11 protein-coding genes are annotated in these 12,834 nt (G+C 56.1%); 9 read left to right on the top strand and 2 right to left on the bottom strand.

Annotation, left to right across the window (positions count from 1 at the left end; all coding sequences use genetic code 11):
• The first annotated feature begins 1 nt into the window (after position 1).
• The 8 genes from hflK (at position 2) to PAT9B_RS17865 (ending at position 9,608) form a co-directional block, all read left to right on the top strand.
• Entirely contained in the window at positions 2 to 1,240 is a 1,239-nt protein-coding gene (gene hflK, locus PAT9B_RS17900; protein ID WP_013510696.1) for an FtsH protease activity modulator HflK, read from the top strand.
• Between the two features lie 3 nt (positions 1,241 to 1,243).
• Positions 1,244 to 2,248, top strand: coding sequence for a protease modulator HflC (gene hflC / locus PAT9B_RS17895; protein ID WP_013510695.1), 1,005 nt, complete (start codon positions 1,244 to 1,246; stop codon positions 2,246 to 2,248).
• A 57-nt stretch (positions 2,249 to 2,305) separates the two neighbouring features.
• Entirely contained in the window at positions 2,306 to 2,503 is a 198-nt protein-coding gene (locus PAT9B_RS17890) for a DUF2065 family protein (protein ID WP_013510694.1), read from the top strand.
• Between the two features lie 158 nt (positions 2,504 to 2,661).
• A complete protein-coding gene (locus PAT9B_RS17885; RefSeq protein WP_013510693.1) occupies positions 2,662 to 3,960 on the top strand; it encodes an adenylosuccinate synthase in 1,299 nt (432 codons plus the stop codon).
• 191 nt (positions 3,961 to 4,151) lie between these two features.
• Positions 4,152 to 4,595, top strand: a complete 444-nt coding sequence (nsrR, locus tag PAT9B_RS17880) for a nitric oxide-sensing transcriptional repressor NsrR (protein ID WP_013510692.1) — start codon at positions 4,152 to 4,154, stop codon at positions 4,593 to 4,595.
• A 16-nt stretch (positions 4,596 to 4,611) separates the two neighbouring features.
• The gene (gene rnr / locus PAT9B_RS17875) at positions 4,612 to 7,050 is read left to right on the top strand and encodes a ribonuclease R (protein ID WP_013510691.1); all 2,439 of its coding nucleotides are present in this window, start codon (positions 4,612 to 4,614) and stop codon (positions 7,048 to 7,050) included.
• Positions 7,051 to 7,159: 109 nt separating this feature from the next.
• Positions 7,160 to 7,894 (top strand): 23S rRNA (guanosine(2251)-2'-O)-methyltransferase RlmB, encoded by a 735-nt coding sequence (gene rlmB / locus PAT9B_RS17870; protein ID WP_013510690.1) that lies wholly within the window; start codon positions 7,160 to 7,162, stop codon positions 7,892 to 7,894.
• Between the two features lie 85 nt (positions 7,895 to 7,979).
• Positions 7,980 to 9,608: an isovaleryl-CoA dehydrogenase gene (locus tag PAT9B_RS17865; protein ID WP_013510689.1), complete on the top strand. Its 1,629-nt coding sequence runs from the start codon at positions 7,980 to 7,982 to the stop codon at positions 9,606 to 9,608.
• Here PAT9B_RS17865 and bsmA read toward each other — a convergent pair.
• Both bsmA and PAT9B_RS17855 read right to left on the bottom strand, forming a co-directional pair.
• Positions 9,582 to 9,908 (bottom strand): biofilm peroxide resistance protein BsmA, encoded by a 327-nt coding sequence (bsmA, locus tag PAT9B_RS17860; RefSeq protein WP_013510688.1) that lies wholly within the window; start codon positions 9,906 to 9,908, stop codon positions 9,582 to 9,584. The genes PAT9B_RS17865 and bsmA overlap by 27 nt on opposite strands.
• Before the next feature lie 55 nt (positions 9,909 to 9,963).
• On the bottom strand, positions 9,964 to 11,895 hold the full coding sequence (locus PAT9B_RS17855; protein WP_013510687.1) for a methyl-accepting chemotaxis protein: 1,932 nt from the start codon (positions 11,893 to 11,895) through the stop codon (positions 9,964 to 9,966).
• 161 nt (positions 11,896 to 12,056) lie between these two features.
• Between PAT9B_RS17855 and yjfP the strand changes: the two genes are divergently transcribed.
• Positions 12,057 to 12,806, top strand: a complete 750-nt coding sequence (gene yjfP, locus PAT9B_RS17850; protein WP_013510686.1) for an esterase — start codon at positions 12,057 to 12,059, stop codon at positions 12,804 to 12,806.
• The last annotated feature ends 28 nt before the right edge of the window (positions 12,807 to 12,834 follow it).

The raw sequence follows: 12,834 nt of genomic DNA, 5'->3' as shown, positions 1-12,834 counted from the left end.
CATGGCGTGGAATCAGCCCGGTAATAACGGACAGGACCGCGACCCGTGGGGAAGCAGCAATAATCAAGGCGGCAACTCTGGGGGAAACAAAGGAGGTCGCGATCAAGGACCACCTGATCTGGATGATATCTTCCGTAAACTGAGTAAAAAACTCGGTGGACTGGGCGGTGGCAAACAGAGTGACAACAGCGGCCAGCGCAGCGGTGGTAGCGGTGGCAAATTGGTTGGCATTGTTGCCGCTGCGGCAGTAATTATCTGGGCGGCCAGCGGATTCTACACCATCAAAGAAGCGGAGCGTGGCGTCGTCACCCGCTTCGGTAAATTTAGTCATCTGGTGGAGCCGGGTCTCAACTGGAAACCGACTTTTATCGATCATGTCCAGGCGGTCAACGTGGAAGCCGTGCGTGAACTCGCTGCTTCTGGCGTGATGCTGACCTCGGACGAGAACGTCGTGCGCGTGGAAATGAACGTGCAGTATCGTGTCACCGATCCGGAGCGTTATCTGTTTGCCGTGACCAGTGCTGACGATAGTCTGCGTCAGGCAACGGACAGTGCACTGCGTGGCGTCATTGGTCGTTCCACCATGGACCGCATCCTGACGGAAGGCCGTACCGTGGTGCGTAGTGAAACCCAGCGTGAAATTGACGAAACCATTCGTCCGTACAACATGGGGATTACGCTGCTCGACGTGAACTTCCAGGCGGCTCGTCCACCGGAAGAGGTGAAAGCCTCGTTTGACGATGCGATCGCGGCACGTGAAAACCGCGAGCAGTACGTGCGTGAAGCGGAAGCCTATGCCAACGAAGTCCAGCCACGGGCTAATGGTCAGGCACAGCGTATTCTTGAAGAGTCGCGGGCTTACAAAGCGCGCACCGTGCTAGAAGCGCAAGGTGAAGTGGCGCGTTTTGCGCTCATGCTGCCGGAATATAAGGCGGCTCCGCAGATCACTAAAGAGCGTCTCTACATCGAAAGTATGGAACGCGTGCTCAGCCATACTCGCAAAGTACTGGTTAGCGACCGTAGCAATAACCTGATGGTACTGCCGCTGGATCAATTGATGCGTGGCGGTCAGCCCGTAGCGGGTCAAACCGGTCAGAAAAATACCGACTTGATGAAGTTGCCACCTGCGGATAGCAACGCCAGCAGCAGCGACACGTCATCGTACAGTCCGAGCAGCATCATGGATCAGCGTCGCGCTAATGCGCTGCGTAACGATACCCAGCGTCTGGGGAGGGAATAATCGATGCGTAAGCCAATTATCGCCGTAGTTATTGTCGTGCTGGTGGCGCTGTACGCGTCACTGTTCGTGGTGCAGGAAGGTCAGCGCGGCATCGTGCTGCGTTTCGGCAAGGTTCTGCGTGATAGCGAAAACAAACCGCTGGTGTACGCACCGGGCCTGCATTTCAAGATTCCGTTTATTGAAACCGTGAAATCGCTGGACGCACGCATTCAGACCATGGACAACCAGGCAGATCGTTTTGTCACCAAAGAGAAAAAAGATCTGATCGTTGATTCCTACATCAAATGGCGTATCAGCGACTTCAGCCGTTACTACCTGGCAACGGGTGGGGGTGACGTTTCGCAGGCTGAAGTGCTGCTGAAACGTAAATTCAGTGACCGTCTGCGTTCTGAAATGGGACGTCTGGATGTGAAAGACATCGTGACTGACTCACGTGGCCGCTTGACCACCGATGTCCGCGATGCGCTGAACACCGGTAGTGCTGGCAACGATGACGAAGTTCAGACGCCAGCCGCTGACGATGCGATTGCCAATGCGGCAGCACGTGTGGAGCGCGAAACCAACAGCAACGAACCGGCACCGAATCCGAACAGTATGGCGGCGCTCGGCATTGAAGTGGTTGACGTGCGGATTAAGCAAATCAACCTGCCGGCTGAGGTGTCTGATGCGATCTACAACCGTATGCGCGCCGAGCGTGAAGCGGTCGCGCGTAGCCAGCGTTCACAAGGTCAGGAAGAGGCGGAAAAACTGCGTGCTCAGGCGGATTACCAGGTAACCCGTACACTGGCTGAAGCGCAGCGTGAAGCCCTGATTACTCGCGGTGAAGGGGATGCTGAAGCGGCGAAACTGTTTGCCGATGCGTTCAGTCAGGATCCGGATTTCTACGCCTTTATCCGTAGCCTGCGTGCGTATGAGAACAGCTTTGCCGATAATCAGGATATTCTGGTTTTGAGCCCGGATAGCGATTTCTTCCGCTATATGAAAGCGCCCTCTAACGCCACGCGTTAATAACTGATATAAAGCTAAGGCCGACAATGATGTCGGCCTTTTTTTGGGGAAATGATGATGAACACAACCATCTGGATGGCACTGGCGTTGGTGCTGGTTCTGGAAGGGCTGGGGCCGATGTTTTTACCGCGCATCTGGCGGCGCATGATCCTCGCAATGGCGCAGATGCCGGATCGTTTGTTACATCGTTTTGGCGGCGGTCTGGTGGTGGCTGGCGTGGTGATTTATTACATGGTCAGCGTGCATGCGAGCTAAATTAGCGCACAGAATTGTGCCTTAGCGCAGATTTCTCCCCAACATGTTGTATCGATCAAAACTCAGGCAAAAAACCACGCAATCGTATGCTAAAAGAGCTGAAAGAGAGAAAATCAGGTGGTAGAATCCATTTTTAAGCAATCGGTGATTTTGAAAAAATGGGTAAGAACGTCGTCGTACTGGGCACCCAATGGGGTGACGAAGGTAAAGGTAAGATCGTAGACCTTCTCACAGAGCGCGCGAAATACGTCGTGCGTTATCAAGGTGGTCACAATGCAGGCCACACGCTTGTCATCAACGGTGAAAAAACCGTCCTTCATTTAATTCCCTCTGGCATTCTGCGTGATAACGTCACCAGCATCATTGGTAACGGCGTTGTTCTGTCGCCTGAAGCGCTGATGAAAGAGATGAAAGGCCTTGAAGATCGCGGTGTACCGGTACGTGAACGTCTGCTGCTGTCTGAAGCTTGCCCGTTAATCCTGCAATATCATGTTGCAATGGATAAAGCGCGTGAGACTGCACGCGGTGCCAAAGCTATCGGCACCACCGGTCGTGGTATCGGCCCGGCATATGAAGATAAAGTTGCTCGTCGCGGTCTGCGCGTGGGCGACCTTTTCAACAAAGAAACCTTCGCAGCGAAACTGAAAGAAGTGGTGGATTACTACAACTTCCAGTTGGTGCACTACTACAAAGAAGAAGCCGTTGATTACGACAAAGTGCTGAATGATGTGATGGCCGTGGCCGACATCCTGACCAGCATGGTGGTTGACGTCTCTGAGCTGCTGGATACCGCGCGTCAGCGTGGCGATCTGATCATGTTCGAAGGGGCACAGGGTACGCTGCTGGATATCGACCACGGTACTTATCCCTACGTGACGTCGTCAAACACCACCGCAGGTGGCGTGGCAACCGGTTCAGGTATTGGCCCGCGTTATGTCGACTACGTGCTGGGTATTGTAAAAGCTTACTCCACTCGCGTGGGTGCAGGTCCGTTCCCGACTGAGCTGTTTGATGAAACCGGCGAGTTCCTGTGCAAAAAAGGCAACGAGTTTGGTGCCACCACTGGCCGTCGTCGTCGCACGGGCTGGCTGGATGCCGTGGCGGTACGCCGTGCCGTGCAGATCAACTCGCTGTCAGGTTTCTGCATGACCAAACTGGACGTGCTGGATGGCCTGAAAGAAGTGAAAATTTGTGTGGCTTATCGCATGCCGGATGGCCGCGAAGTCACCACTACGCCGCTGGCTGCTGAGGGCTGGGAAGGTATTGAGCCGATTTACGAATCAATGCCGGGCTGGAGTGAAAATACCTTTGGCGTGAAAACGCTGGAAGGTCTGCCGCAAGCCGCACGTGACTACATCAAACGTGTGGAAGAGGTAACCGGTGTGCCGGTAGATATTATTTCTACGGGTCCTGACCGTGAAGAAACGATGATTTTGCGCCACCCGTTCGACGCATAATCCCCTCAGGCCGGACTCAGTCCGGCCTCTGTTTATCTGCTCTTTGACTCCGCTCACACCATTTTTTCTTGCAAATATCGATAGTTGCCTGAAAAAAACGCACCGGCCTTCACGCACTGGTTTATCATCATAATTAAACACCACGCCTGCTGGCGCATAACAATAACATCTGATGATTCACTGAGGTAAATGTGCAGCTTACAAGTTTTACTGATTACGGTCTGCGCGCCCTGATATATATGGCGACGTTGCCGGAAGGCACACAGACCAACATTACCGAAGTGACCGATACCTACGGGGTGTCGCGCAATCACATGGTCAAAATCATCAACCAGCTCAGCCGGGCCGGGTTCGTGGCCGCAACGCGCGGTAAAAACGGCGGAATTCGTTTAGGCATGGACCCGGAAAAAATAGTCATTGGCGACGTTGTAAGAAAAATGGAGCCATTACAATTGGTTAATTGTAATGAGTGTTCAATTACGCCAGCCTGTCGCTTGCGTAAAGCCCTGAACGATGCGGTCCAGTTATTCCTCAGGGAACTGGACAATTACACGCTAGCCGATCTTGTCAAAGGCAACGACTCTTTGTACCAAATTTTATTGTCCGAACCGCCGGTGGCAATCCATCAAAAATGACATCGGAGGAACCGTAATGTCAAAAGACCCTTTTCAGGAAAGAGAAGCTGAAAAATATGAAAACCCGATCCCCAGTCGGGAATTTATCCTGGCGCTATTAGAAAAGCGTGAAAAGCCTGCCAACCGTGATGAAATCGCGCAGGAACTCAACATCAGCAGCGAAGAGCAGCTGGAAGCACTGCGCCGTCGCCTGCGGGCGATGGAGCGCGATGGGCAACTGATCTTTACGCGTCGCCAATGTTACGCCCTGCCGGAACGCCTCGATCTGCTACGCGGCAAAGTGATTGGCCACCGGGATGGCTATGGCTTCCTGCGCGTGGAAGGGCAGAAAGATGATTTCTACCTCTCCGCTGAGCAGTTGAAGCTCTGCCTGCATGGCGATGTCATTCTGGCGCAGCCTGGCGGTGCGGATCGTAAAGGTCGCCGCGAGGCGCGCGTAGTACGTGTGCTCGAACCGCGTAACAGCCAGATTGTCGGTCGCTACTTCACCGATGCTGGCGCGGGCTTTGTCGTGCCGGACGACAGCCGTCTGAGCTTTGATATCCTCATCCCGCAAGATCAGACGCTGAACGCGCGTATGGGTTCTGTGGTGGTGGTGGAGATCACCCAGCGTCCGACACGTCGTACCAAAGCCTTGGGTAAAGTCACCGAAGTGCTGGGCGACAATATGGGCACCGGCCTGGCTGTCGATATGGCGCTGCGCACCCATGAAATCCCCCATGTTTGGCCGGAAGCGGTAGAAAAGCAGATCGCCAAACTGAAAGAAGACGTCCCGGAAGAGGCGAAGAAAGGCCGCGTCGATCTGCGCCAACTGCCGTTAGTCACCATTGATGGCGAAGATGCACGCGATTTCGACGATGCGGTCTACTGCGAGAAAAAACGCGGTGGCGGCTGGCGCTTATGGGTGGCGATTGCGGATGTCAGCTACTACGTGCGCCCGGGCACCGCGCTGGACAATGAAGCGCACCAGCGTGGCACCTCGGTCTATTTCCCATCGCAGGTCGTCCCAATGCTGCCGGAAGTGCTGTCAAATGGTCTGTGTTCACTAAACCCGCAGGTCGATCGCCTGTGTATGGTGTGTGAAATGACCATCTCTGCCACCGGCAAGCTCACCGGTTATAAACACTACGAAGCGGTGATGAATTCACACGCCCGTCTGACCTACACCAAAGTGTGGAATATTCTGCAAGGTAACCCGGAGCTGCGTGAACAATATGCGCCACTGGTGAAACACCTTGAAGAGTTGCACCGCATGTATCAGGTGCTGGAGCAGGCGCGCGAGCAGCGTGGCGGGATTTCGTTTGAAACCGAAGAAGCCAAGTTTATCTTCAACGCCGATCGTCGTATTGAGCGGGTTGAGCGCACGGTCCGTAATGATGCGCACAAGCTGATTGAAGAGTGCATGATTCTCGCGAACATCGCCTCAGCGCGCTTTGTGGAGAAGAATGAAGAACCGGCGCTGTTCCGCGATCACGATCGTCCCAGCGATGATAGCATCACCAGTTTCCGTACCGTGCTCAACGAGCTGGGCCTGAGCCTGCCGGGTGGCAGCAAACCGCAGCCGATCGATTATGCTGAGTTGCTGACGCAGATCGCCGACCGACCGGATGCGGAAATGCTGCAAACCATGCTGCTGCGCTCAATGAAACAAGCGGTGTACGACCCGGAAAACCGCGGCCACTTTGGCCTGGCGCTGGCGTCGTATGCACACTTTACCTCGCCGATTCGTCGCTATCCGGATCTGCTACTGCACCGCGCCATCAAATATCTGCTGGCGAAAGAGCAGGGCGAAGAGAAAGGCAACACCACCGCTACCGGCGGTTATCACTACGATATGCAGCAGATGTTGCAACTCGGTCAGCACTGCTCCATGACTGAGCGCCGTGCGGATGAAGCGACCCGCGATGTTGCCGACTGGCTGAAATGCGACTTTATGCAGGATCAGGTGGGTAATGTCTTCAACGGCGTGATCTCCAGCGTGACTGGCTTTGGTTTCTTCGTGCGCCTCAACGATCTGTTTATTGATGGTCTGGTGCACGTGTCATCGCTGGATAATGATTACTACCGCTTTGATCCGGTGGGGCAGCGTCTGATCGGCGAGTCCGGCGGGCGTACTTATCGTCTCGGTGATGCGGTAGAAGTGCGGGTTGAAGCGGTACACATGGATGAACGCAAAATCGACTTCGCGCTGATTTCCAGCAAGCGTGTGCCGCGGGGTGAGGGTAAAACCGCCCGCGAGCGCGAGAAACGCGGCGCTAAACCACCGGCGAAGCGTCGCCGTGATGCCGGTAAAAACGTGAATTTCGAGCCAGATGCCGCTTTCCGCAGTGACAAGAAAAAACCTGCGAAAGCCAAAAGCGAGAAAAAAAGCAAAAAAGTCTCGGAAAAAACCCGTAAAATCGCCGCCGCCACGAAGGCGAAGCGTGCGGCGAAGAAAAAAACCAGCGAAGCCTGATGCCGTAAAGTTTCGGCATTTTTCGTAGCGGCGCGATTCATCGCGCGTCTTTTAAAATGCGCGCAATAAATTGCGCCGCTACGTTCGACATCCAACCTTGAGCTAAGTAATGAGTGAAATAATTTTTGGTATCCATGCCGTGCAGGCACTGCTGGAGCGCGATCCTCAGCGTTTTCAGGAAGTTTTTATCCTTAAAGGCCGTGACGATCGTCGCCTGCAACCGCTGGTCGCGGCACTGGAAGCTCAGGGAATCGCCGTGCAACTGGCGAACCGTCAGTGGCTCGACAGTCAGGTGGAAGGTGGGGTGCATCAGGGGATCGTGGCACGCGTTAAGCCAGGTAAAAATTACCAGGAAGGTGACCTGCCGGATTTGCTGGAATCGATCGAAAACCCGTTCCTGCTGATCCTCGATGGCGTTACCGATCCCCATAACCTCGGTGCCTGCTTGCGTAGCGCTGATGCGGCTGGCGTGCATGCGGTGATTGTGCCAAAGGATCGCTCGGCGCAACTGAATGCCACGGCGAAGAAAGTGGCTTGCGGTGCCGCAGAAAATGTCCCGTTGATCCGTGTCACCAATCTGGCGCGCACCATGCGTTTGTTACAGGAGTATCAGATCTGGATCGTCGGCACCGCCGGTGAAGCCGATCATACGCTGTATCAAAGCAAGCTGCCGGCTGCCCTGGCGCTGGTCATGGGAGCGGAGGGTGAGGGCATGCGCCGTCTGACCCGTGAACATTGCGATGAACTGATCAGTATTCCGATGGCGGGCAGTGTCTCCTCGCTCAACGTCTCGGTCGCCACCGGCATCTGCCTGTTTGAGGCGGTGCGTCAACGTCAGGCGTGATCCCTGCCGCAAATTAGTTTCTGTGCCAGGCATAACTGCGCTTCGTCCTCATACTTAGTATGGCGGAGATTCGCGAGGAGCCGTTATGACCTGGATAACCCACAACGTTTTCAATCAACCTCAGCCACTCAGCAACAGCAACCTGTTCACCCGCGACCTGCCATTATGCGAAGCGGTCGCGCGCGAAGGGGCCAGCTGGGATCGCGAATGGCTGGCATCCGTCGGCCTGCAACTCGGCAGCGCCGAATCCCTTGAGCTGGGGCGACTGGCTAATGCTCAGCCCCCGGAATTGCTGCGCTATGACGCGCGTGGCGAGCGACTGGATGAGGTGCGCTTTCATCCCGCCTGGCATCTGCTGATGCAGGGATTATGCGCCAGCCGTCTGCATAATCTGAGCTGGCAACCTGATGTCCAACCGAATGCGATGGTGGCGCGCGCGGCACGCTTTATGCTGCACGCTCAGGTGGAAGCTGGTTCCCTGTGCCCGGTGACCATGACCCATGCTGCGATTCCGCTCCTGCAAAATTATTTACCTGCACCCTACCTCGACTGGCGCGATGCGTTGCTGAGCGACCGTTATGATGCGCACCATCAACCCGGCAGTAACAAGCGCGGTTTGCTGATTGGTATGGGGATGACAGAAAAGCAGGGTGGCACCGACGTACTCAGCAACAGCACGCGTGCGGAACCGCTGGGTGGGCGCGGGCCAGGTGAGGCTTATCGTATCGTGGGTCACAAATGGTTTTTCTCGGTGCCACAAAGCGATGCGCACCTGATCCTGGCGCAGACCGCTGGTGGCCTGAGCTGCTTTTTCCTGCCGCGCCTGTTGCCGGATGGTGCACGTAACGCCATCCGCCTTGAACGTCTGAAAGACAAACTTGGCAACCGTTCCAATGCCAGCTGTGAAGTGGAGTTTCAGGACGCCATCGGCTGGCTGATGGGTGACGAGGGCGATGGAATACGGCTGATCCTGAAAATGGGGGGGATGACGCGGTTCGATTGCGCGCTCGGCAGTCACGGGCTGATGCGTCGTGCCTTCTCTATCGCCCTGCATCATGCGCAGCAGCGTCAGGTGATGGGTAAAAACCTGAGCGATCAACCGCTAATGCGCACCGTGCTGGCGCAGCAGGCGCTCCAACTGGAAGGACAAACGGCTCTGCTGCTCCGCCTGGCGCGCGCCTGGTCAACCCCGGTGAGCGAGCATGAACGTCTCTACGCACGTCTGTTCACCCCGGCGGCCAAATACGTGATTTGTCAGGCCGGAATCCCCTTCGTGGCTGAGGCGATGGAGGTACTCGGCGGCATCGGTTATTGCGAAGAGAGCGAACTGCCCCGTCTGTATCGTGAGATGCCGGTCAACAGCATCTGGGAAGGTTCCGGCAACGTGATGTGCCTGGACGTGTTACGCGTTCTGAACCGGCAATCCGATGCGCTGGTGATGCTCAGCGACGAACTGGAGGCGGTGAAAGGCTGCAATCGTCATTTTGACCGCCGCTGGCGGCAATTGCGCCTGCGTCTCGGCAATGTGCCGGAGGGGCAGGCACGTGCGGTGACAACGGAGTTGTTGCAACTGGCCACTGCCGCCATCCTGCTCAACGTAGCGGAACCGCCACTGGCCGATGGCTGGTGCCAACAGTTTCTCGATACGCGCGGGCAGCGGCCATTAAGTCACGATCTCAACTCACGGTTACTGCTGCGCGCCTGTTCCGGTTGATGGGCCGTAAAGGATGGCGGTGGCGTACCAGAAACCGGGCAATACCGTCTCATCCAGCATTAAAACCTGATAATAAGTGGCACCTAACTGATTCGCTCTGGCGGCAATGGCCCGCTGGGCATCATCCGGCGAACCGCGCACCTGCGCGCTGATGGTGCCGAGTTTGGGCAGGCCATAGCTCTGTGCCCGGTTTATTTCCTGGGCATGTGTTGTGGGCGGCGGCGGGGGTTTCGGGGTAGGCGTCAATGCCGAGCAGCCGCTCAGCAGCAGGCTCAACGCCAGAAATAACGATACACGCATGACGACTCCGGTTCAGGGAAGATGGCTCAAGTGTAAGCCATCTTCCTTTGGCGCATTATGACTTGAGATGAAAAATACTCACCAACTGCGTCAAGTGATGGCCCTGCTGACTCAGGCTTTGTGCGCTGGCCTCAGATTCTGAGACCAGATCGCTGTTCTGATGGGTTGCTTGGCTGATATGGTTCATCGCCTGATTCACCTGACCAATACCGGATGCCTGTTCCTGTGCGGCGATATTGATCTCACCCATCAGGGCTTTTACCTGCGCGATATGTTCCACAATGTGCTGCATGGCATCACGCGTCTGTTCAGACAGGGTATGCCCCTCAGCGACCTTACTGATGGAGCTGGCGATCAGCCCGTCGATCTCTTTGGCCGCCTGGGCACTGCGCTGCGCCAGCGCGCGCACTTCTGCTGCCACAACCGCAAAGCCTTTGCCGTGCTCACCGGCGCGTGCCGCTTCTACGGCCGCATTCAGCGCCAGAATATTGGTCTGGAACGCGATAGACTCAATCACATGGGTGATATCGGCAATGCTTTGCGAAGCGACGCGGATTTCCGTCATGGTACTGACTGAGCGCGACACGGTTTTGCCACCCTGCAACACGGTCTGGTCAGCCTCGCTTACCAGCGCCAGCGCCTGACGCACGTTGGCGGCGGTTTGTGCCACGGTCGCGCCAAACTGTTCCATACTGGCGGAAGTCTGCTCTACGCTGCTGGCCTGACGACCAATCTGCTCACTGATGTTCTGGCTACTGGCCGCGATGTTATCGGTGCCCTGACTAATCTGCTGCGCCGTTTGCCGTACCTGGCCGACGATTTGCGCCAGGCCATCGCCGATGCCGTTAATTGCCGTCACCAGTTGACCGATTTCATCATGACGCGTCGAATCGAGGTGCGCCTGAAGATTACCCGCCGCATAGGCTTCGGCCAGATGGATCACCTGATGAAGCGGACGGGTGATAGCGCGGCGGCTGTACCACATAAAGCCGATCGCAAAGGCCAGCACCAGCGCCAGGCCAAGAGCAAGGAACAGGTTACGGCTGTGGGTAATGGGTGCCAGCAGACTGGCCCGGCTGACTTCTCCGGCAATAATCCAGTTCCAGCCAGGTAACTGCTGCCAGGCCAGCAGCCTGGTTTCACCTTCAAGTGACAGGGCGACCAATCCCTTCGGCTGGCTCAGCAGCTGTTGCTGCGTTGCTGCATCCCACAGCGGCAACTTGCCTTCACGCTGATTATCAAACAGATATTGCCCCTGTGTGGCACCGGCGGCACCGTTCAGCACAAAGAAATGTCCACTGTCGCCAAGATGGCGGGCCAGCACTTTTTCGCGCATCAGCGCGTACTGTTTATCGATTTGCACCCCGACAAACAGAATGCCGATCACCGCGCCGCTGTCATCGGTGACAGGTTGATACTGTGTGATATAACGATGACCAAACAAGGTCGCCAGACCGCGATAAGCTTCGCCCTGGTTCACGCTGCGCCAGGCGGCGGTGCTGCGGTCCAGTCGGGTACCGATGGCACGGTTGCCGTCTTCCTTCTTCAGTGAAGTCGCGATGCGTACATAATCATCGCCGTCACGCACAAATACGGTCGAGACCGCGCCGGTACGATCGAGAAAATCATCCACAGCGATCTGGTCGAGGTTGAGGGTTTTCAAACCGGCACGCAGGGTTGGCGTGCTGATATCGCCCACCTGAATCCGCGCGCTTTCGTCGCGGCTAAAGCGTTTGGGCAGAAAACTCTGGAAGAGTCGGGTGTAATTCGCCACCTCGGCAGACAAGGTGGTATTAAACATGCTGGCCATCTCGCTGATGCCCTGCACCTGGTTCTGCATATCGTCTGTCGCCAGGGTTTCCAACTGACGCGCGGCGTTGTGGCTCAGGGTAAGGGTGAGGGTCAGCAGTACCACGGCTACGCTTAAAGACGTCAGTACAGACAGCTTGATGCCGAGCCCCATTGCGCTGAGAGAGAGACGCTTCATAAAGTACCTATGTTGATGTGGATGAGGGGATACAAGATCAACGGCAGGTGAGTGAAAAGGTTTAGGGTAGAAATTATTCACACAAAAATGTGAAGTGCCTCGCGTTTTGGGGCGCAGGGTTTACACTTGAGCAGGTGATAATCATTCTCAACGGAGGCGACATGATTGAACTGGCAACGGAAACGCTGGCAGGAATCCAGTGTATCCATGCAGCACCGGCAGGACAGCGTCAGGCGCGTCTACCGACCGTGCTGTTTTATCATGGCTTCACCTCGTCGAAAGAGGTGTACAGCTACTTTGCGGTCGCCCTGGCGCAGGCAGGCTTTCGCGTGGTAATGCCAGATGCAGACATGCATGGCGCGCGCTATAACGGTGATACCGAAACCCGGATGACGCATTTCTGGGAGATCCTCAAACAAAACATCGACGAAGTGCCGAAACTGGAAGCGGCGTTACGCGAAAATGACTGGATTGCGGACGAACGCTTTGCGGTGGCCGGTGCGTCGATGGGGGGAATGACGGCACTGGGTGCCATGGCGCGCTATCCACAGATTCACAGCGTCGCCTGTATGATGGGATCGGGTTACTTTATGCAACTGAGCCATACGCTGTTTCCACCGCTGGTGGCGCGCACGCCGGAGCAAAAGGAAACCTTTGCGGCACGCCTGGCCCCGCTGGCCCCCTACGATCCCAGTCAGCATCTTGCCATGCTGGCGAACCGACCTCTGCTGCTGTGGCATGGGGAGGCCGATGAAGTGGTGCCGTTTGCGGAAACGGTGCGGCTGGAAAAAGCGTTACGTGCCGCGCAGTTGGACGGGAAGCTAACCTATCTGTCGGAGAAGCAGATCGGGCACAAAATCACCCCTTCAGCCCTGTGCGCGCTGGTGAGTTTTTTCAAACATCATCTGTAAAACGAATTCGGGCTGGCAATCAACCGCC

This window comes from Pantoea sp. At-9b, assembly GCF_000175935.2.
Lineage (GTDB): Bacteria > Pseudomonadota > Gammaproteobacteria > Enterobacterales > Enterobacteriaceae > Pantoea.
This window is presented reverse-complemented; position numbering and strand designations above follow the sequence as displayed.